The sequence below is a fragment of the Xanthomonas euroxanthea genome, assembly GCF_903989455.1.
GTDB classification, from domain to species: Bacteria; Pseudomonadota; Gammaproteobacteria; order Xanthomonadales; family Xanthomonadaceae; genus Xanthomonas; species Xanthomonas euroxanthea.
Genome location: NZ_LR861803.1, coordinates 1,292,859 through 1,314,235, shown reverse-complemented (window position 1 = coordinate 1,314,235; position 21,377 = coordinate 1,292,859). Strand labels below are relative to the sequence as shown.

Below are 21,377 nucleotides of genomic sequence, written 5' to 3'. Positions count from 1 at the left end.
GACAACGCTCCATCGTGCCGCAGGCATCTCGTGCCAAAGCGCGATCGCGCAGACAGATGCGCTATCTCCCGTCTCCTTGGATGGCACACGCCCGCGCTCTCGAGGACGTGTGCCATCAGGCGCGTCAGGGCTGCACCACCGTGATCGTTGCCGGAGTGGCGCGGCCCACGCCGCGCAACTCCGGTCGATACATGTCTTCCACCAGCGACGGCGGCACCGTGTAGGTGCCCGGCGTCACCGCGCGCACCAGGTAATACAGCTGCGCCTTGCTGCCCGGGGAGAGCGCCAGCGCGGCCACATAACGGTCGTCGCGGAACTCTTCGTGCTTGACATCGGCGGCGCTGGAACGCTCGCTGATGCCGATGCCCTCCACCACCACGTCGGCCCACTGTTTGGCATCGCCGAGATTGAAGTTCTCGATCTCCAGCCCGGCCGGCAACAGGTCGGTCAGCAGTGCGTCGGGCATGTCGCTGTTGGCGGTGATGGCCACGCGCACGATCAACGCCTCGCCTTCCTTCAATGCACGCGGCGTCCACGGTTTGCCGTCGGTGGTGTACCAGCTGCGCTCCACGCTGAGGGTGCGCGCGTCCGGCTCCGGCGCGCTGCGCGGGATGCCGGCCACTTCCAGGCTGGCGTACATCGGGGCCTCGCCCTGCGGCGCGAACTGCACGCCGCGCGCCAAGGCGGCGCTGTCGAAACTGCGCCCGAACAGGCGCGCCGGCGCGATCTGCTGCGTTTCGCCGCCCACGCTCAAGGTGCCGGAGACCTGCTTGCCCTGCCCGACCATCAAGGCCTTGCCCAAGCGCGCCAGAGCCACCTGCTCCTGCGTGCTCAGCCACAGCCAGCCGGTGGCGCGTCGTGCATCCAGTGCACGGCCCAGCGCGACAGCGCGGGTGTCGTACTCGGGCCTGGACAGGCCACGCTCGTGCAGCAGCGCCATCATCAAGGCATCGTCGCGGATCGCGCTGCCGTAATCGGCGAAGTACGACGGGCGTTCGCTGCTGTCCTTGGCAAAACCGGCCTTGATCGCCGCCTGCCCACGCTTGGTGTCGCCCTGCAGCGACAATGCCGCCCCCAGATGCACCAGCGACAGACCGGTCAGCGCCTTGTCGCGCTGGTTGTCGTACAGCGCACGCAGCGTGCCCAACGGGGCGCGGTTGACGCGTGCCAGCACGTAGCCGGACCAGGCCTGGTTGGCGAACTTCAGGCTATCGCGGCGATCCTGCCCGTAGAACTCGTTGCCACCGGACAGCAGGTCCTCGCTGAGCCGATTGAGCGCCTTCTGGAGCACGTTGTCGGGCACCGCAAAACCGGCGTCCTTGGCATCGAGCAGGAACTCGGCGATGTACGGGGTCAGGCCCGGATTGACGTAGCCGTCGTCGCCCCACATCGAAAAATGCCCGCTGGCGATCTGCATCGAGGCCAGGCGACCGAACGCGCCTTCCATGCGCTCGCGGCGCTTGGCCGCCTCCAGCCCCTTGGTGCCCAGCGCCCGGGCGGTGGCGTCGTCGAGCAGCAGCGCGGCGTAGCCCTTGCTGGTGGTCTGCTCGGCGCAGCCGTACGGGTAGTCCAACGCACCCTGCAGGGCGCTGGCGAACGGAATCGGCGGCAGCGGGCTGACCACCATGCGCGCGGTCACCGAGCCGGCCATCAGGCCATCGGCAAAGCCGCTGTCCAGGCTGATCGGCGCCAGCGGATCGAGCACGCGCGTCTGCGCACGCAACACCTGCGGCCAACCGGCACGCACCGGCAGGTCGTAGCTGCGGTCGGCCTTGAAGCCGTTGCCGTCCACGCGCACACGCACCTTGGCCACGCTATAGCCTTCGGTGGCGCTCAGCGGGAAGCTCAGCGTCTGCTTGGCATCCACACCGAGCTTGACGCTGCGCGCCGCCTCGGCAATGGCCAGTGGGCCGATCCCGTCCACGCGCACGTTGAACTCGCCCGGCTTGCCGGTGAAGTTCTGCACGTCCAGCGTCACCGTGCTGCGGTCACCCGGCGCCATCACGCGCGGCATGCTGGCCTCGGCCAGGATCGGCGCGCGCACCACGGTTTCCATGGACTGATTGCCGAACCGCGTCTCCGAATACACCAATGCCGAGACCCGCAAGGTGCCGTTGAAATCCGGCACCGGCAGTTGCACGCGCGCATTGCCCCGGGCATCGAGTTTCACCGAGCCGGAGAACAGGTCCACGGTCTGCACGCGCGCGGTCGGGCGCTTGGCTTGCGGCAAGGCTTCCAGCGCCATGTCGCCGCCGAACTTGAGCTTGCCGCTGGCGCCTTCGAAGCTTTCGATCACCCGCCCGTAGATATCGTAGGCATCGGTACCCAGGCGTCGCTGCGCGAAGAACTGCGCATTGGCATCGGGCACCGGGAAGCGCGTGATGTTGAGGATGCCCACGTCCACCGCCGAGATGGTCACGTGCGCCGCCTTGCCGGCCAGCTCCGGCACGCTCACCGTCACCGGCAAGGCCTGCTCCGGGCGCATCTGCTTGGGTGCCGCCAGGCCCACCGCCACACGCCGCGCCTTGCGGTCCATCGGCACATACGCCACGCCCACTGCGCGCGCCGGCGTGATCTTGCTCGGCGCGCTGCCGCCGCGGAACACCAACGCGGTGACGTACACATCGTGGCGTTCCCAGGCCTCGGTGACCGGAATGTCGAACGTGCTCCCCGGCTTAACGTCGATGTCCTGCACGTACAGCAGCTTGTCGCTTTCCACCAGCAACACGCCCTTGCCGGCATGCGGCGGGGTCAGCGTGACGGTGAGCGTGTCGCCGGCGCGGTAGCCGGTCTTGTCCAGCGCCAGCTTGACCTTGTCCGGGCGCGCGTCCAGGCCGCGGTTTTCGTCGTTCCAGCTCCAGCCGGCGCGGAATGGGTAGCGCGTGGTCAGCCCGGTGGCCGGGTCGAACACGTCCAGGCGGTACTCGCCCCACTCCACCGGAAACTCGAGCTTGGCGTTGCCGCCGGCGATGTCGAGCGTGCGCGTGTCCTTGTTCTCGAAGCGACGGGTGAAGTCGTAATCCCAATGGTCGTCGGTGTAGTTCCAGTGGTAGTCGCGCAGCTCGCGCACCAGCGTGGCCTTCAGGCCCTTGGCCGGTTGCGGCTTGCCATCGGCGTCCACGCGGGTGAGTTCGAAGCGTGCGGTGCCATTGGCATCGGTGCCGTCCTTGTCGTCGAACAAGGGGCGCACGCCGACCAGCGCCTTGGCCGGCCACAGCACGCGCTTGACGGTGCGGGTGACGGTGCGCCCGCCGGTCTCGTAGACGCTGCCGGAGACCACTGCGGCGATCGTGCTGACCGGCCTGGCTTCGGCCGGCAGCGCGATGTCTTCGCGCAGGATGCCGTCGCTGCCGAACGTGGTATCGATCACGTCCTTGGCTTCGCGCGGCAGTTCCAGCGTGGGGTCGCCGAAGAACCAGCCCGGCAAGGACGCGAGCGGATGCTGCTCGACGCTGACCGCCAGCTTGGCGGTGAAGCGGTTGCCGTCGGCCGGCGCGCCGTACAGGTACGCGGCATTGGCGAGCAGCGTGAACGGCTGGCCGGCGCTCAGGGTCTTTTGTGTGCTGTCCAGATCCAGCTTCATGCGTTCGGGCAGGAACTCTTCCACGCGCACGCTCATGCCCTGCACGGCGTCCTTGCTGGCCGGATCGGTGCGGAATTCCACCTGCCAGCGACCGGTCGGCGCATCGGCCGGAATCTGCTGGCTGAACTCGAAATAGCCCTGCTCGCCCGGCTGCAGCCGGGTCTCGCGGAAGGTCTTGCCGTCCGGCTGCTTGAGTCGCAGGAACACCGGCTGCGGCTTGGTGGGCTTGCCGTCGTTGTCGCGCAGGATCGCCGACACGCGCATGGTCTCGCCGGGGCGATACAGGTCGCGGCCGGCCCAGGCGAACACATCGAACCAGGCGCTTTCGCGCCCGGCCACCGCGAATTCGCTCAGGTCCAGCGCCGGCTGGTTGAACGGCAGCACCGAGATATCGGTCTTGCTGCGCGCCACCAGCACGTGGCCGGCATCGAGCGTGTAGTTGAGCAGCGCATTGCCGTTGCCGTCGGTGGCGCCCTTGAGGAACAGCTCGCCCTTGGCATCGAGGATGCGCACTTCCACGTTCTTGATCGGCTCGCCGCTCTGCAACGAGGCGGTGTGCACGAACAGCTTGTCCTTGTAGGCGCGCGTATGCAGGCCGATGTCGCTGACGGTGAAGAACGCCGTCTCCTGTTCGTTCTCGAAGCTGCCGGCGCGCTTCATTACCGCAAAGTACAGGCCCGGCTCCTGCAGCTCCTTGATGTCCTGCGTCGGCAGGTAGGTCAGCACGCGCTCGTTCTGCTTGCCGCCGAGAATGAAACGATTGACGTACACCGGCTCGGCCAGCCTGGACAGCGGTTGTTTGTCGTTGTATTCGCTCTCCAGCTCCCAGCTGCCGCGACGGCCGCCGCGCTGGAACTGCTGGAAGAACGCCGGCAAAGACTTCTCGCGCACACGCAGGAACTCCACGTCCACTTCCGGCACGTTGACCGACACCACCGGCAGGCCGCGGCTTTCGCGCGCCGGCAGCACGCTGCCTTGCGAGGCGAACCCGGCCACCGGCTTGAGCGCGCCGGTGTAGACCTTCTGCTTGAGCGGCTTGCCCAGGCGACTGCCATCGGCCGCCAGCAGGTTGGCGTCGACCAGCACGGTGTAGTCCTTGGCCGCTTCCACGTACGGGTAGCGCAACGTCTTGCCATCGTCGGACAGCGTCCAGCTGCTGTCGCCGGTGCCGACCTTTTCCTCGAAGCGCACCAGCGCATCGAAGTCTTGCGTGCCGACCAGCGGCCGCGAGAATTCCAGCGCCAGCGACAGCCCGTCGCTGGTCTGGTCGGGATAGGCGCGCGCCAGCGCAAAACCGGTGATCGCCTGCTTGTCGGCCTTGATCGCCTCGCCGCTGGCGGCAGGCAACTGGCCGCTTTCGTTGCGCTTGCACGCCACCGCGCCGATCGCCACGCACAGCAATACCACCCACAGCAACATCCGCCGCGTGCCCGACCACCTCATCCCTGATTCCCTGCTGTCCATTCGCGCTACCCCATGACTGAGGACGTAAGTATAGCGATGCCGTTCACGTCACCGATGGCGGCATGAGGCGACGCAGGGACTTGCCGATGGGCGGCGATGATGCGCCACCTGGCCAGCGCTGCGATGGCACCTGCGTGCCCGACCGACGGTAAGCGCAGTGGTTTGACGCCGGTCCATGGCAGGTCGCTGAGTTGCCGCTTGGCTGCAGGGTCCTTGCCCGCCCACCATCGCGGGACACGCCGCAAGTACGTCCCTGTAGGCTCTTACGCGGCATCCATGCCGCGTAAGGTCCCGCGACGGTGGGCGGGCAAGGACCCGTCGAGATGGTCGGTGTGCAGGGGCGCAAACAGGGCGTGGCGTGCATTGTTCGGATGATGGTGCGTCCAACAAACGTTCCATCACAAGCAGAGCAGCAAGCAGGCTTTCAACAAAGCAACCGACGCATTTTCTGGTGCGGTGTCCTCACCGCTTGCGGGACCGTGTGGCGGCATGGAAGCCGCCACCGAGCCTACACGGACGTACTTGCGGCGTGTCCCGCGAGCGGTGAGGCACCGCGCGCACGACCAACCAGGCTTTTGACTGCATCCCAAAGTGCGGCCAATAAAACCACTGCGCTCGCCACCAAGCGGGCGCTCACCACACTTTGAAAGCCACTCCTAGCGCAACTGCAGCACCGTGCGCATGTACAGGTCGATCAACGCCGGCTTGTCCGCGCGCAGGCAGGCCTGCACGTTCGGCGTGCCTGTGCCTTCGCGGGTGTACCCCTGCGCATCGACGTCCAGGTGCAACGGCGTGGTCGGGCACAGTGCGGGGCGCAGCAGCCAGGCCACCGGCACAGCGTCGAACAAGGTCGGCGTGGCGCTGGCCCAGGGCTGGTCGGTGTTGCGCCACTGGTAATACAGCTGGGTGAGCGCATCGGTGAGCCCGTCGCCGTGTGCAAACAGCGCGACGCGCTCGGGCTCTTCCAGCGGAACCTGGGTGGCGTCCAGGGGCAGCAACACGATCGGCACGCCGGCCGCGAACACCCGCTGCGCCGCCGGCACATCGGCCAGGATGTTGTACTCCGCCGCCGGCGCACTGGCCGGCCGATACGCCGACTTGCCATAGCCAACCCGGACCGAGCCGCCCATCGCCACGATGCGCTTGAGCTTGGCAAAGCCGGCCGGGTCGCGCCGCTGCGCCAGTGCCGCGTCAGTCATCGGCCCCAACACCAGCAAGGTCACCTCGCCGGGATGCAGGCGCGCCTGCTGCAGGATCATCGCCGCCGCATCCGGCAGCTTGCCTGCCGCCTGTCCCCTGGCGGCCCAGCGCGCCTGGCTGAAGGGGATCGCGCTGGTGGTGCGTGCCCCCACCGCCAACGGGATCTCGCTGCGCCCGGCCTGCTGCAACAGGCGCTGCAGCAACTGCGCGCGCAAGCCGGTGTCGCCCCAGGCCGATGCGATGCCCAGCACCCGCAGCTGCGGGCTGCGCAGCAACAACCCCAGCGCAAATGCATCGTCGATGTCGTCGCCGATATCGGTGGAGACCACCAGCAACTCGGTGGATGTGGGTGTTGGCGGCGCCTGCGCTGCGGTCACGGCAGGCGTCTGCCCCCATGCCACTGCCAATGCGCACCACAGCCCGAGCATCCACCACGCGTTTGGCCATCTCTGCTGCATGTATCTGCTCCTGCGACCATAAAAAAACCGCCGGCGTGTTGGCCGGCGGTTCAATCGTGCTACACCACCACGCCGATCAGAAGTTGGCGCGGAACTGCGCACCGACGATGCGCGGGTCGTTGATGAAGCCGGTGAGGTTGTTGAAGTCGATCGCACCGGTCACGCGGATCTGGTTGGTGCAGTTGCGGCAGAACACCGACACCTCGTACGCGCCCGCGCCCCAGTTGTAGCCGATCTTGGCGCCGCCTTCGACCAGCGGCTGGCCGGTGAACTCCTTGGAGTCGTACAGGAAGAAGTTCACTTCGCTGCGGTAGGACCAGTCGGTGTAGAAGAACAGCTCGCCGTCGTTGCCCATCGGGATGCCGTAACGCAGGGTGGCGTTGGCCATCCACTTGGCAGCCTGCGGCAGGTCGTTGCCGTCGATGATGGCGTTGCCGGCCGCGTTGAGCGGGTCGGTCACGGTGCAGGTGCGGCACACGCCCACCGACAGCGCCGGGTCGTCGATGCGGGTCCAGTTGTAGGCGCCGCCGGCGGTGACGCGCAGGTTCTGGGTGAGCAGCGCTTCGAAGTCGAACTCGGCGCCGCGCGCCTTGGTCTTGTCGGCGTTGAGCAGGCGCACGTCGTTGGAGACGCCGCCCACCGCGGTGAGCTGCTGGTTCTTGACGCGGAAATCGTAGATGTCGAAGCTCAGGCGCGCGCGGTTGTCGAACAGATCCGACTTGATGCCGATCTCGAACGAATCCACCGTCTCCGGCTCGGCCACGGTCAGCGGCGCGGTACCCGAGGGCACGCCGAAGCTGGCGCCGCGGAAGCCGCGTGCCGCACGGGCGTATACGTTGACGTCGTCGTTGATGGCGAAGGTGGCCGCCAGATCGCCGGTGACCTTGGAGTTGTCGGTCTCGCCGCTGGACGGCTCGACCAGCGTGACGCGATCCAGCGCCAGCACGTCGAAGGTCTTCTTGTCGTAGGTGTAGCGGATGCCGGCGCGCAGGTTCAGGCGGTCGGTGGCCGCATAGTTCAACGAGCCGAACGCCGCCCACGAGGTGTTGCGCTGGCGGGTCAGCTGGTAGCTGGCCAGATCGCCGCCGCTGAAGGTGTTGTAGGTGTAGTTTTCGCCTTCCACATCGTCGTGGAAGTAGTACAGGCCGGCCTGCCAGTTGAGCGGGCCCTCGTACTGCGATTCGGCGCGCAGTTCCTGGCTGTACTGGTCCAGGCTCTTGATGCCGCCGGCGGTTTCCACCGGGAACGGAATCACGCCCGGGCCGGACGGCGGTGCGAACACCGCGCCGAAGCCGCCGTCGATGTCGCCGCGGCTGTAGTACTTGCCGATGCCTTCGTAGGCGGTGATCGAGTGCAGCGCGATGTCGCCCAGGTCCCAGGTCAGGTTGGCGCTGCCGCCATAGGTCTGCAGTTCCTGGTTGTTGGCGCCGTCGATGAAGGACTTCTCTTCGTCGAAGCCGTCCACCAGCTGGTTGGTGCCGGGCTGGATGACGTTGGCGCGGAACAGCCGCGCGGTGCCGTCCAGGTGACGCGCATGCGCGTTGAACAAGGCGCTGAAGTCGTCGCTGGCCTGGTACAGCAGCTGCAGGCGCACGGCCGAATCGGTATAGCCTTCCAGGTCGCGGCCATCGCGGTTTTCCACCCAGTCGTCGCGACGCTGGCCCAGCGTGGACAGACGCGCCGCCCAATGCTCGCCCATGGCGATGCTCAGGCCGCTTTCCAGCGTCATCGTGCCGTAGGTGCCGTAGGACAGGCTAGCGTAGCCGTCATTGGCGCCAATGGTCGGCTTGACCGAGTTGAACTTGACCACGCCGGCCGGCGTGTTGCGGCCGAACAGCGTGCCCTGCGGGCCGCGCAGCACTTCCAGGCCTTCCAGATCGAAGATCGGGAAGCCCTTCAGGAACGCGTTTTCCTGCACCACGTCGTCATAGATCAGCGACACCGGCTGCGAGGCGTAGGTGTTGAAGTCGGTGTTGCCGTAGCCGCGGATGTACACGCGCGGGAACACACGGCCGTTGGACGATTCGATGTTGAGGCTGGGCGCCTTGCCCGCGAGCACGCGGATATCCGAGCCGCTGGTGGAGATGGCATCCAGAAATTCCGGACGCAGCACCGATGCCGAGACCGGCACGTCCTTGGAATCTTCCGAGCGGCGCTCGACCGTGACCTTGACCGCGTCCAGGCGCACGACACCGTCGTCGCTGGGCGCCTGCTGGGCGGCGGCATGAAGCGGAAGAAGGGAAGCGACGGCAACGGCGAGCGCGCTGATCTTGAGCGACCGGCTGGCGGACATGGGAAGACTCCGAATTCGGTTGGCGGAGCGGCCTGATCTGCATGCCGCGTTGCAACAGAATTAACACGATTTACACAAATTTGGCAGAGCGCGTGCGAAAAAGTTTTCCGAATTCGAAAAGGCGTTCGAATTAATGCAACACCCGCGTGCAATTTGTGTGCCGGGGCGTGCCCGGTCTCAATGGGCGATCAGCCGCCCCCGGCAGAGTCGACCGGCACCCGCACCCAGCCTTCCATCAGCACCCGCGCACTGCGGCTCATCAGCGCCTTGGTCACCTGCCACTGGCCGTCCACCAGCTGCGCCTCGGCGCCGACGCGCAAGGTGCCGGACGGATGCCCGAAGCGCACCGCCGTGCGCGTCACGCCGCCGGCGGCCAGATTGACCAGCGTGCCAGGCACAGCCGCGGCTGTCCCGATGGCCACGGCCGCGGTGCCCATCATGGCGTGGTGCAACTTGCCCATCGACAGCGCGCGCACCAGCAGATCGATCTCGGCCGCGCGCACCGGCTTGCCGCTGGACGCGGTGTAATCGGCCGGTGGCGCCACGAAGGCCACCTTCGGGGTGTGCTGCCGCGTGGCTGCCTCTTCCACCTTCGCAATCAAGCCCATCCGCAACGCGCCGTGTGCACGCAAGGTCTCGAACATCGTCAGTGCACGCGGGTCGCCATTGATCGCCTCCTGCAGCTCGGTGCCGGTGTAGCCCAGGTCGCGTGCATTGACGAAGATGGTCGGAATGCCGGCATTGATCAGCGTCGCGGCGATCGTGCCCAGGCCGGGAACCTCCAGCTGATCGATCAGCCTGCCGGTGGGAAACATCGCCCCCCCCTCGCCTTCGGCAGCGTCGGCCGGGTCGAGGAATTCCAGCTGCACCTCGGCGGCCGGAAAGGTCACCCCATCCAGTTCGAAGTCGCCGGTTTCCTGCACCTGGCCATCGGTCATCGGCACATGCGCCACGATGGTCTTGCCGATATTGGCCTGCCAGATCCGCACCGTCGCCACACCGTCGCGCGGCACCCGCGCGGCATCGACCAGGCCATTGGCAATCGCAAACGGCCCCACCGCCGCCGACAGGTTGCCGCAGTTGCCGCTCCAGTCCACGAACGCGCTATCGATGGATACCTGCCCGAACAGGTAGTCCACATCGTGTCCGGCGCGCGTGCTGGCCGACACGATCACGCCCTTGCTGGTGCTGGAGGTCGCCCCACCCATGCCGTCGATCTGCTTGCCGTACGGGTCGGGACTGCCGACCACCCGTAGCAACAACGCATCGCGCGCAGGCCCGGGCAATTGGGCGGCAGCGGGCAGGTCCTGCAAGCGAAAGAACACGCCCTTGCTGGTGCCGCCACGCATGTAGGTGGCCGGGATGCGGAGTTGGGAGAGAGGGGTCATGGGCTTGGTGTATCTCGGTTGATCGTGATCGCGGCGAAGACGCATCGACTGCGGCGCTGCCGGAGAGTTGAGGCAAAACTCGCGTCGAACCGCTCAGGCGTCGCCGCTCATCCACGCAGGAATGTCGCGCTGCATCTGCAGCACACGCCAGATGACGATGTCCGTGTCGCGTTCGATGTAGAAAATCAAATAGGGAAACCCCTTCAGTGGCCACACCCGCAGGTCCTGCAGCTTCAACAGCACCGCATGTCGGCTGGAACCGACACCCGGGTGCTGCATCAGCATCTTGACCGCCGACTCCAGCGCGTCGGCAAACGCCAGTTCCAGCGCGAGCCCGGCTTGTTCGCCATACCACGCAGCGGCTTCGTCGACGTCGCGCAGCGCCAACGGGCGCCAGCGCGCCGGCTTCACTTGCTGGCAGCGCGTGCCTGCGCGCGCTCACGCATCTTGTCGAAAAAATCAGGCTCCATTGCCACGGCCGGCCCGGAGTTGGCCCCATCCAGCAGCAACCCACGCAGCTGTTCCACATCGCGTTGCTTACGGATCAGTTCGCGTAGGTACTCACTGCTGGACCCGTAGGCATGCTCCTGAACTTGCTGATCGACGAACTGCTTGAGCTCGTCGGGCAAAGAGATATTCATCGTGGCCATACGACCTCCTGATGGCAAAGATTGCCAAAGTGTGCGCGCCTGCACGGGTGAGTGCAAGCGCGCGACCTGGCGTCCTCGGGCGTGGAAGCCATCAGACTGCCGAGGCCTCAAGAAAATCCTGCGCAAACCGTTGCAATACGCCGCCCGCTTCGTAGATCGACACTTCTTCGGCGGTATCCAGCCGGCAGGTCACCGGCACCTGCAACTGCTCGCCATTACGGCGATGGATCGACAGCGTCAGCGTGGCACCCGGCGTGCGCTCGCCGACCACATCGAAGGTTTCGCTGCCGTCGATGCCCAGCGTCTTGCGATCGCTGCCCGGCTTGAACTCCAGCGGCAACACGCCCATGCCGATCAGGTTGGTGCGGTGAATCCGCTCGAAGCCTTCGGCCACGATCACCTCCACGCCGGCCAGACGCACGCCCTTGGCGGCCCAGTCGCGCGAGGAGCCCTGGCCGTAATCGGCACCGGCAACGATGATCAGCGGCTGCTTGCGCGTCATGTAGATTTCGATCGCCTCCCACATGCGCAGCACCTGCCCTTCCGGTTCCAGCCGCGCCAGCGAGCCTGCCTTGACCTGTCCATCGACCACCGCCATTTCGTTGACCAGCTTGGGATTGGCGAAGGTGGCGCGCTGCGCGGTGAGGTGGTCGCCGCGATGGGTGGCGTAGGAATTGAAGTCCTCCTCCGGCACGCCCATCTGCGCCAGGTATTCGCCGGCCGCGCTGCCGGCCAGGATCGCGTTCGACGGCGACAGATGATCGGTGGTGATGTTGTCGCCCAGCACCGCCAGCGGGCGCAGTCCGCGCAAACTGCGTGCACCGGCGAGCGCGCCTTCCCAATACGGCGGGCGACGGATGTAGGTGCTGGTCGGCCGCCAGTCGTACAACGGGCTCACCTGGATGCCCTGGCCCACGCTGCGCTTGAACATCGGATCGTAGACGCTGCGGAAGTGTTCCGGCTTGACGCTGCGCGCCACCACCGCATCGATCTCCGCATCGCTTGGCCACAGATCCTTGAGCGTCACCGCCACGCCATCGGCGTCGATGCCCAGCACATCCTTTTCGATATCGAAGCGCACCGTCCCGGCAATGGCATAGGCGATCACCAACGGTGGCGATGCAAGGAACGCCTGCTTGGCGTAGGGATGGATGCGCCCGTCGAAATTGCGGTTGCCCGACAACACCGCTGTCGCGTACAGATCGCGGTCGATGATCTCCTGCTGGATCGCCGGATCCAGTGCGCCACTCATGCCGTTGCAGGTGGTGCAGGCAAACGCGACGATGCCGAAGCCCAGTTGTTCCAGCTCGCCCAACAGGCCGGCGTCTTCCAGATACAACTGCACCGCCTTGGAGCCCGGCGCCAGCGAACTCTTGACCCACGGCTTGCGGGTCAGTCCACGCGCGTTCGCGTTGCGCGCCAGCAAGCCGGCGGCAATGACATTGCGCGGGTTGGAGGTATTGGTGCACGAGGTGATCGCGGCGATGATCACCGCGCCATCGGGCATCTGCCCCGGCACGTCGTCCCAGACACCGGCAATGCCGCGCTCGGCCAGCGCGCTGGTGGCCACGCGCTTGTGCGGATTGGACGGCCCGGCCATGTTGCGCACCACGCTCGACAGGTCGAACTGCAGCACGCGCTCGTAGTGCGCGGTGACCAGGTCGTCCGCCCACAGGCCGGTCTGGCGGGCGTAGGTGTCCACCAACGCAATCTGCGTCTCTTCGCGCCCGGTCAGACGCAGGTAATCCAGCGTCTGCTGGTCGATATAGAACATCGCCGCGGTGGCACCGAACTCCGGCGTCATATTGGAAATGGTCGCGCGGTCGCCGATGGTCAGCGCGCTGGCGCCGGCTCCATAAAACTCGAGATAGGCACCGACCACGCGTTGCTGGCGCAGGAATTCGGTCAAGGCCAGCACGATGTCGGTGGCGGTGATGCCGGGCGCCGGCCGGCCCAGCAATTCCACGCCGATGATGTCGGGCAGGCGCATCCACGAGGCACGGCCGAGCATCACGTTCTCCGCTTCCAGCCCACCCACACCCACCGCGATCACACCCAGCGCATCCACATGCGGGGTGTGGCTGTCGGTACCCACGCAGGTATCGGGAAAGGCCACGCCGTCGAGCGTGTAGATCACCGGCGACATCTTCTCCAGATTGATCTGATGCATGATGCCGTTGCCCGGCGGAATCACCTCCATGTTCTCGAACGCGCGCTTGGTCCACTCGATGAAGTGGAAGCGGTCGGCGTTGCGGCGATCTTCCACGCTGCGGTTCTTGGCGAAGGCCTGTTTGTCGAAGCCGGCGTATTCCACTGCCAGCGAGTGATCGACGATCAATTGCACCGGCACCACCGGGTTGACCTGCGCCGGATCGCCCCCCTGCTCGGCGATTGCATCGCGCAGTCCGGCCAGGTCGACCAGCGCGGTCTGCCCCAGGATGTCGTGACAGACCACACGCGCCGGAAACCAGGGAAAATCCAGGTCGCGCCTGCGCTCGATCAGCTGACGCAGGTAGGCCTCCAGCATCTGTGACTGGGCGCGCCGCACCAGGTTTTCGGCATGCACGCGCGCGGTATACGGCAACGTTGCGTAGGCGCCGGGTTGCAGCGCATCCACGGCGGCGCGTGCATCGAAATAGTCCAACGAGGTGCCCGGCAAGGGCTTGCGGTACTGGCTGTTCATGGCTGGCGATATCACAAAGCGGGCGGGGTCTGCTGGTGCTGGTGCTGTTGCTGTTGCTGTTGCTTCTGTTGCTTCTGTTGCTTCTGTTGCTTCTGTTGCTTCTGTTGCTGCTGCTGTGGCTGCTGTGGCTGCGGCTGTTGTTACAGGCGCTCGTGCTGCTAGTCACCACCTGCTGCTCGCCACTCTCCCTTCTCCCGCAACGCGGGAGAAGGTGCCCGAAGGGCGGATGAGGGCCGCTCGCAGGCAGCAGCTTTCAGGAGCGCTGATCCAGCGGCACGAACACCTGATCCTCTGGACCCGTGTAATTCGCAGAAGGCCGAATGATCTTGCCGTCCATGCGTTGCTCGATGACGTGCGCGCTCCAGCCAGCCGTACGCGCCAGCACGAACAGCGGCGTAAACATCGCCGTCGGCACGCCCATCATGTGGTAGCTGACCGCACTGAACCAGTCCAGGTTCGGGAACATCTTCTTGATGTCCCACATCACGCTCTCCAGGCGCTCGGCGATGTCGTACATCTTGCGGCTTCCCTGTGCCTCGGAAAGCTCGCGCGCCACCTCCTTGATCACCTTGTTGCGCGGGTCGGACACGGTATAGACCGGATGCCCGAAGCCGATCACCACTTCCTTGCGCTCCACACGCGCCTTGATGTCGGCCTCGGCCTCGTCCGGCGTGTCGTAGCGCTTTTGCACCTCGAAGGCCACTTCGTTGGCGCCGCCATGCTTGGGCCCGCGCAGTGCGCCGATGCCACCGGCGATGGCGCTGTACATGTCGCTGCCGGTGCCGGCAATGACGCGGCTCGCAAACGTCGACGCGTTGAACTCGTGCTCGGCGTACAGGATCAGGCTGGTGTGCATCGCACGCACCCACGCGTCCTTCGGCGCAAACCCGTGCAGCAGGTGCAGGAAGTGCCCGCCGATCGAGTCGTCGTCGGTTTCCACCTCGATGCGCTTGCCGTTGTGGCTGTAGTGATACCAGTACAGCAGCATCGACCCCAGCGAGGCCATCAGCTTGTCGGCGATATCGCGTGCGCCAGGATGATTGTGGTCGTCCTTTTCCGGCTGCAGGCAGCCCAGCACCGACACGCCGCTGCGCATCACATCCATCGGATGCGACGACGGCGGCAGCTGCTCCAGTGCGGTTTTCACTGCCGCCGGCACGCCGCGCAGCGAACGCAACTTGGCCTTGTAACCGCGCAGTTCGCCACTATTGGGCAACTTGCCATGCACCAGCAGATAGGCGATTTCCTCGAACTCGCTGGTGGTGGCCAGGTCCAGGATGTCGTAGCCGCGGTAATGCAGGTCGTTGCCGCTGCGCCCCACCGTGCACAGCGCGGTGTTGCCCGCAGCGGTGCCGGACAAGGCGACGGATTTCTTCGGCTTGAAGCCGGGATTGACGGTGTCGTTCATGCGATGCGCTCCCAAACGGTGTCGTGTTGCGGTGTCACGGATGAAATGGCCGAACCTGCACGCAGCAAGGCGCGATCATGCGCCTTTGCGTGCAAACAAGCCGTCCAGGCGCTGCTCGTAGTCGTGGTAGCCGATGCGCTCGTACAGCTCTTCACGCGTCTGCATGGTGTCCAGCACGGCCTGCTGATGCCCATCGCGCCGGATTGCGGTGTAGACCGCTTCGGCCGCCTTGTTGGCCGCACGGAACGCCGACAGCGGAAACAGCTGGATCGCCACGCCGGCCTGCGCGAGCTGGTCGCGCGTGAACAGCGGCGTCTTGCCGAATTCGGTGATGTTGGCCAGCACCGGCACGCGCACCGCATCGACAAACCGCGTGTAGGTCTCCAGGTCGTACGCGGCCTCGGCAAAGATGCCGTCGGCACCGGCCTCCACGCAGGCGATCGCACGCTCGATCGCCGCATCCACGCCCTCCATCTGGATCGCATCGGTGCGTGCGATCAAGAAGAACGCCGCATCGGTCTTGGCATCGGCCGCCGCCTTGACCCGGTCCACCATCTCGGCCTGGCTGACGATCTCCTTGCCCGGCCGATGCCCGCAGCGCTTGGCGCCGACCTGGTCTTCGATATGGCAGCCGGCCGCGCCCGCCTTGATCAGCGACTTGATGGTGCGCTCGATATTGAACGCGCTCGGCCCGAAGCCGGTATCCACGTCCACCAGCAGCGGCAGCGCGCAGACATCGGTGATGCGGCGCACGTCGATCAGCACGTCTTCCAACGTATTGATGCCCAGGTCCGGCAACCCCAGCGAACCGGCCGCAACGCCACCGCCGGACAGGTAGATGGCCTGATAGCCGGCGCGCTGCGCCAGCAGCGCGTGGTTGGCATTGATCGCGCCGATCACCTGCAGCGGCGATTCGGCGGCCAGCGCGGCGCGGAAGCGCGTGCCGGCGGAAGCAGTGGGCGAGGACGTCATGGTGGTTCCTGGGGTGGGATGCGGGATAGAGCGCAAATGGCATGCCAACGCCAAGCCATTGATTCGACTGAACCAGCCAGCGCCGAATGTTGCAATACTGCAACGCGCCAAGCACGATGCAACGTCACTGCAACGCGACACCACCGATGCGCAGCCCCCGATTTATCGAGCCGACGGAGACCTCTGCCCCCGTCATCTGGACCGTCAGCGTCTCTCGCCTGACCGGCCTGCTGGCCGACGTCATCCCCGAGTTCGACCAGCGCGCGCGCATCGAGCAGGTCAACCTCGGCTTTGCCGAGGCGGTGGAGGTCATCGGCCAGCGCCTGCGCCGCGAGCGCTGCGACGTGCTGGTCGCCGGCGGCTCCAATGCCGCCTATCTGCGCAGCCGGCTCGCACTGCCACTGGCACCGATCCAGGCCACCGGATTCGATCTGATGGAAGCGCTGGCGCGCGCACGCCGCATCGCACCGCGCATCGGCGTGGTCACCCATGCCACCGACGTGCCCTCGTTCCGCGCGTTTCAGGACAGCTTCGACCTGGACATCGAGCACCGTCGCTTCGTCACCGCCGAGGACGCGCGTGACTGCATCGCCGACCTGCGTGCCAGCGGCATCCAGGTCATCGTCGGCACCGGCATGGCGATCGATTTCGCCGAGCAGGCCGGCTTGCCCGGGGTACTGCTGTATTCGGCAGATTCGGTCCGCCTGGCACTCGAACACGCCATCGCGCTGGGGAGCGCACCCGGCAACGATCACTCCGCCAGCCGCACCGTCACCCGACGGGTGCGGCGCACCGACGCATTGCTGGGCGACGATGCTGCAATCACCCAGGTGCGCGAGTTGGTGCAGCTGTACGCCCCGCATCCGGGCACCGTGCTGATCAGCGGCGAGACCGGCACCGGCAAGGAACTGGTCGCACGCCAGTTGCATGCCGGCAGCCGCCGGCGTGGCCGCTTCGTCGCCATCAACTGCGGCGCCATCAGCGAGTCGTTGCTGGAGGCGGAATTGTTCGGCTACAGCGACGGCGCCTTTACCGGCGCACGCCGCGGCGGCCATGTCGGCCTGATCGAAGCCGCGCAGGACGGCACGCTGTTTCTCGACGAAATCGGCGAACTGCCGATGCCGCTGCAGACACGCCTGCTACGCGTGCTGGAAGAGCGCGAAGTGCTGCGGGTTGGCGCCACCCTGCCGGTCGCCGTGGACGTGCGCGTGGTCGCCGCCAGCCTGCAACCGCTGCAGGCACTGGTCGAGCAAGGACGCTTCCGCCGCGACCTCTTCTATCGCCTGGCAGCGCTACGCATCGCCCTGCCGCCACTGCGCAACCGCCCCGACGAGATCGCCTTGTTGCTGGCGCATTACTTCCAGCACCTCGGCGGCATGCCTTCCCCGCTGTCATCGATAGCACTGCAGCGGCTGCAACAGCACGTATGGCCGGGCAATGTGCGCGAATTACGCAATCTGGTCGAGCGCCTGTGCATTCATTGGAAGGCACAACCGCGCCACAGCCTTGACCTGGATCAACTGGAACGCTGGGCACCTGAGCTGTTCGAGATGCGCATTGGCGATGGCGATGGCACAGCAGCACCCGGGCACACCGATCTTGCGAGCTCGCGCCTGCAACTCACCGCAGCGGCCGTTCGCGCAGCGCTCGATCGCGCAAACGGCAATCGCGCCCTCGCCGCACAGGCACTGGGCGTCTCGCGCACAACGCTGTGGCGCTGGATGCAGGCACACGCGGCAGCATCGCGGGATTGAGATACAGGCCTCGCCTGGCCGGGCTGCACGCGCAGACCTGTTTCGCGAATCTTTACAACGCCAGCCGCGCGCTCGCGGCAACAGGTCATGCGCCGCGTTCCTCACGCCAGGGGTGCTGCCCCATTGGTGATGTGATCACACGCAGCGCCGCTATCCAGCACCCGCCCATTGAACGAGTGCGCAGCGATCACTTGACCCGCATGTACTCGGTATCGCCCGTACTCAGGTGCCCGGTCGCCTGGTCGATCGCATAGTTGACGGTGCCATCGGCGCCGGACACCTGCAGCACGCCCTTGTTCAAGATCGCCGGATGATTCTTCGTCCTGACGCCGCCGCCGAGCCGCTCCGGCGTGGTATCGCGAATGATGAAGCTCTCGCCGTTGTGCTCGATGCTGAGCACGTTCTTCTCCGACGTCGTGTTGACCCACCTGCCCACGTACTGCTCGCCCACATCGCGTGCACAGCCGGCCAGCAACGCCATCGCAACCAGAGCACTTCCAAGCAGCGCCTTCATCGCCACTCCTTCTTCAACGCGGGGGACTGCAGGATGGCGATTCGTTCCTGCGCCTGCAACAAGCAGGCACAACCGGATGAACAGGCCTGTCAGCGACTTGAACAAGTCGTTGGATCAACGGGCTCTGCATCCCACTCGCACAGATAGCGGCGACACCTGCGTTTTGACGGCATCGGCTGTGGTCCACACCACTTCAACCGAGCCAGACGCCCAAGGCGGTTGCAGGAGCGCCTTTAGGACAACAAAAAAGCCGGCGCATGGCCGGCTCTTCTTCTCGCGTTGAAACCCTTGTTGTTGCTGGATTTCGATGGTGGGCGGTACAAGGTTCGAACTTGTGACCCTTGCCGTGTGAAGGCAATGCTCTACCGCTGAGCTAACCGCCCGGTGACGCGAGCCGCACATTATAGGGCAGCTGCGGCGATCGTCAACAGGTTCATCGGCGACGGCGGCAATGCGCTCGAAAACGCCCCATTCCGGTGGCTGGGCGTGGCGCCATGACTCCCTGGCGCGACGCTGTGGCAATCGATTCGGCGCCGTCAGATGCCCGATACGCCCGTCGATGCCCCGCGCCAGACAACGGCGATCACGCGCGCGACCGCAGCGCGCCGCATCACATCGTGTGCGTCGGCTTGTCGGAGGTCGTCAATCCCGCCAGCAGCGTCTCGATCTTGTTGCGCACGCTCTCGCCTTCCTGGCCGTCAGGGAACTGCACGCCAATGCCGGCGGCGCGGTTGCCCTGCGCACCGGCCGGGGTGGTCCAGATGACCTTGCCGGCAACCGGCAGGCGTTCGCTGGAGTCCGGCAGGGTCAGCAGCAGGAAGACTTCGTCGCCGAGCATGTAGCGCTTGGGCGTGGGCACGAAGATGCCGCCACCTTTCACGAACGGCATGTAGGCGCTGTAGAGCGCCGGCTTGTCCTTCAACGCCAGCGACAAAATGCCCTGGCGTGCATTCATTGCACTCATCGAGTTCCCCTAGAACGTGCCGGACGCTCTCCCTCGCGCCAGGCCAGCAACAATTCCGTCACCGCCAGATCGGCGCGGACGGTGGTGCGCAGCAGGTCGCGGGTGCGATTGGCGGCGTCGAACCAGGTCGCCAGCTTGTGCAACCGCGATGGATCGGTCAAGCCGGCCGATGCCTGTGCCAGCGCAAGGTCCGCCGCGTGGCGCAGCCGTTGGTCGGCCTGGCCGTCGTTGGTCCAGCGCTGCGCAACCTCCACTGCGCCGGCGCGCCCAGCGGCGATCTGCTCCAGGTCCTGCGCCACCGCGCGCCGCACCGCCAGGCCGTCCTCGCGCAGCCACTGCGCCGCAAGCCCCGGATGACCGCGCGCGGCGTCCAGCGCTTCCTGCGCAGCCCGCTCGTCGACGCCCTGCGACAGCAGCCAGGCCAGCGCCTCGTGCGCGGGCGGCAGCTTGAATTCCAGGCGCTGGCAGCGGCTGCGGATGGTCGCCGGCAAGCGTGCCGGCTGCGCGCTGATCAGCCACAGGTAGCGCCCCGGCGAGGGTTCTTCCAGCGTCTTGAGCAGCGCGTTGCAGGCAGCGCGATTGATCGCATCGGCCGGGTCGACGATCACGATCTGGGCGATGCCGTACTGCGGGGTCAACGAGAGCTTTTGCGAAATCTCGCGCACCTGCTCGATCACGATCTCGGTGCGCAGCTTGTCGCCGGTGCGGTTGGGAATGAACGAGATCAGCTGCAGATCGGGGTGGGTTCCGGCGGCGATCAGCTGCCGGCTGCGCTGCGCCAGCGCCGGGTCCGGCGCGCTGGCCAGCACGTGCTCGGCCAGCGCCAGGGCCACCGCACGCTTGCCCAGGCCATCCGGCCCGCAGATCAGCAAGCCGTGGCCAAGCCGGCCGGCGTCCAGCGCCGCCAGCGTCTGGTCGTAGGCGCGCTGCTGCCAGGGCGAAAATGCAGTGGTCATGGAGTGGGCTCCGGTTGCGGCAGGCGGCGACGCTGCAGGTAACGCGCCACCGCCGCATTGTGTTCGGCCAGGGTGGCCGAGAACACGTGCGCGCCGGTGCCGTCGCCGACCGCCACGAAGTACAAGGCATTCCCCGGTGCCGGACGCACTGCCGCCAGCAAGGCCTCGCGGCCGGGCATGGCGATCGGGGTCGGGGTCAGGCCGGTGCGGGTGTAGGTGTTGTACGGCGTATCGGTGGTCAGGTCGCGGCGGCGGATATTGCCGTCGTAGCTGCTGCCGATGCCGTAGATCACGGTGGGGTCGGTCTGCAGCTTCATGCCCAGCTGCAGGCGGCGCAGGAACACGCCGGCAATCAGCGGACGCTCCGCACCCAGCGCGGTTTCCTTTTCGATGATGGAGGCCAGGATCAACGCCTGTTCCGGCGAGCCGAGCGGCAGATCGGCAGCGCGCTGCGCCCAGGCCTGCGCCAGCGCTTTGTCCATGGCGAGGTGAGCGCGCTTGAGCACGTCCAGATCGCTGTCGCCGCGCTGGTAGAGATAGGTTTCCGGCAGAAAACGGCCTTCCGGGTGCTGGTTGGCAAAACCCAGCCGCGCCATCACTGCCGCATCGTCCAGCGCAGCGATGGATTGCTGCAGCGGCGTGGCGGTGGCGATCGCGGCGCGCAGCTGGCGGAAGTTCCAGCCTTCCACGATCGTGAAGCGGTACTGGATCACCCGGCCCTGGCGCATGCGTTCGAGCAGCTCGCGCGGCGACAGCGCCGGGGCCAGCGCGTATTCGCCCACCTTGAGCTTGCCGGCCGCATCGACCTGGCGCGCGAGCAGCTGCCATTCCAGATCGGTGCCCTGTGCCACGCCGGCGGCGCGCAACTTGCGCAGCGTGGCCTTGAGTGAATCGCCGGGCGCGATCACCACGCTGGGCGCACTCGCGCTCATCGGCGTCTGGGCAAAGTGCAGGTAATGCCGCCACGCCACCACCGCCGCAATCGCCAGCAGCGCTGCAAGCAACAGCACCGTGCCCAGCACGGCCAGACATCCACGTTTGCCAGTCACCGCCACACGCACCTCGTCATTGCCCCAGCGCCGCGCAGGAT

General features: G+C 66.4%; 15 protein-coding genes and 1 tRNA gene. 2 read left to right on the top strand and 14 right to left on the bottom strand.

Annotated features, from left to right (window positions below; genetic code table 11):
• Window positions 1-124 precede the first annotated feature (124 nt).
• The 7 genes from H7A86_RS05745 to acnD all read right to left on the bottom strand — a co-directional run bounded on the left by H7A86_RS05745 (window position 125) and on the right by acnD (window position 13,719).
• The gene (locus H7A86_RS05745; RefSeq protein ID WP_180708043.1) at window positions 125-5,026 is read right to left on the bottom strand and encodes an alpha-2-macroglobulin family protein; all 4,902 of its coding nucleotides are present in this window, start codon (window positions 5,024-5,026) and stop codon (window positions 125-127) included.
• A 677-nt stretch (window positions 5,027-5,703) separates the two neighbouring features.
• Entirely contained in the window at window positions 5,704-6,675 is a 972-nt protein-coding gene (locus H7A86_RS05740) for a nucleoside hydrolase (protein WP_119130903.1), read from the bottom strand.
• Window positions 6,676-6,781: 106 nt separating this feature from the next.
• Window positions 6,782-8,998, bottom strand: a complete 2,217-nt coding sequence (locus tag H7A86_RS05735; RefSeq protein WP_104582343.1) for a TonB-dependent receptor — start codon at window positions 8,996-8,998, stop codon at window positions 6,782-6,784.
• Window positions 8,999-9,186: 188 nt separating this feature from the next.
• Window positions 9,187-10,386 carry a 2-methylaconitate cis-trans isomerase PrpF gene (prpF, locus tag H7A86_RS05730; protein ID WP_119130902.1) on the bottom strand — a complete coding sequence of 400 codons (1,200 nt, stop codon included), beginning with the start codon at window positions 10,384-10,386 and terminating at the stop codon, window positions 9,187-9,189.
• 93 nt (window positions 10,387-10,479) lie between these two features.
• Window positions 10,480-10,773, bottom strand: a complete 294-nt coding sequence (locus H7A86_RS05725; protein WP_202397434.1) for a type II toxin-antitoxin system RelE/ParE family toxin — start codon at window positions 10,771-10,773, stop codon at window positions 10,480-10,482.
• 20 nt (window positions 10,774-10,793) lie between these two features.
• Complete coding sequence (locus H7A86_RS05720; protein WP_065047537.1) at window positions 10,794-11,036, bottom strand: type II toxin-antitoxin system ParD family antitoxin; 243 nt, start codon at window positions 11,034-11,036, stop codon at window positions 10,794-10,796.
• A gap of 91 nt (window positions 11,037-11,127) precedes the next feature.
• On the bottom strand, window positions 11,128-13,719 hold the full coding sequence (acnD, locus tag H7A86_RS05715; RefSeq protein ID WP_119130901.1) for a Fe/S-dependent 2-methylisocitrate dehydratase AcnD: 2,592 nt from the start codon (window positions 13,717-13,719) through the stop codon (window positions 11,128-11,130).
• Window positions 13,720-13,754: 35 nt separating this feature from the next.
• Here acnD and H7A86_RS05710 point away from each other — a divergent pair, with 35 nt between their 5' ends.
• Complete coding sequence (locus H7A86_RS05710) at window positions 13,755-13,949, top strand: hypothetical protein (RefSeq protein WP_180708042.1); 195 nt, start codon at window positions 13,755-13,757, stop codon at window positions 13,947-13,949.
• 23 nt (window positions 13,950-13,972) lie between these two features.
• Here H7A86_RS05710 and prpC read toward each other — a convergent pair whose 3' ends face one another.
• Complete coding sequence (gene prpC, locus H7A86_RS05705) at window positions 13,973-15,127, bottom strand: bifunctional 2-methylcitrate synthase/citrate synthase (protein WP_119130900.1); 1,155 nt, start codon at window positions 15,125-15,127, stop codon at window positions 13,973-13,975.
• A gap of 75 nt (window positions 15,128-15,202) precedes the next feature.
• The gene (gene prpB, locus H7A86_RS05700; protein ID WP_104582336.1) at window positions 15,203-16,099 is read right to left on the bottom strand and encodes a methylisocitrate lyase; all 897 of its coding nucleotides are present in this window, start codon (window positions 16,097-16,099) and stop codon (window positions 15,203-15,205) included.
• 146 nt (window positions 16,100-16,245) lie between these two features.
• Between prpB and prpR the strand changes: the two genes are divergently transcribed.
• A complete protein-coding gene (prpR, locus tag H7A86_RS05695) occupies window positions 16,246-17,853 on the top strand; it encodes a propionate catabolism operon regulatory protein PrpR (RefSeq protein ID WP_119130899.1) in 1,608 nt (535 codons plus the stop codon).
• Between the two features lie 187 nt (window positions 17,854-18,040).
• Here the strand turns inward: prpR and H7A86_RS05690 are convergent, their stop codons facing one another.
• The 5 genes from H7A86_RS05690 to mltG form a co-directional block, all read right to left on the bottom strand.
• Window positions 18,041-18,367, bottom strand: coding sequence for a hypothetical protein (locus H7A86_RS05690; RefSeq protein ID WP_119129163.1), 327 nt, complete (start codon window positions 18,365-18,367; stop codon window positions 18,041-18,043).
• A gap of 308 nt (window positions 18,368-18,675) precedes the next feature.
• Window positions 18,676-18,750, bottom strand: a tRNA-Val gene (locus H7A86_RS05685).
• Between the two features lie 227 nt (window positions 18,751-18,977).
• Window positions 18,978-19,331: a PilZ domain-containing protein gene (locus H7A86_RS05680; RefSeq protein ID WP_026064467.1), complete on the bottom strand. Its 354-nt coding sequence runs from the start codon at window positions 19,329-19,331 to the stop codon at window positions 18,978-18,980.
• Entirely contained in the window at window positions 19,328-20,287 is a 960-nt protein-coding gene (locus H7A86_RS05675; protein WP_119129162.1) for a DNA polymerase III subunit delta', read from the bottom strand. Before H7A86_RS05675 ends, H7A86_RS05680 begins: the two co-directional genes overlap by 4 nt.
• Complete coding sequence (mltG, locus tag H7A86_RS05670) at window positions 20,284-21,348, bottom strand: endolytic transglycosylase MltG (RefSeq protein WP_119130898.1); 1,065 nt, start codon at window positions 21,346-21,348, stop codon at window positions 20,284-20,286. The genes H7A86_RS05675 and mltG overlap by 4 nt, the downstream gene beginning before the upstream one ends.
• Window positions 21,349-21,377: the final 29 nt, after the last annotated feature.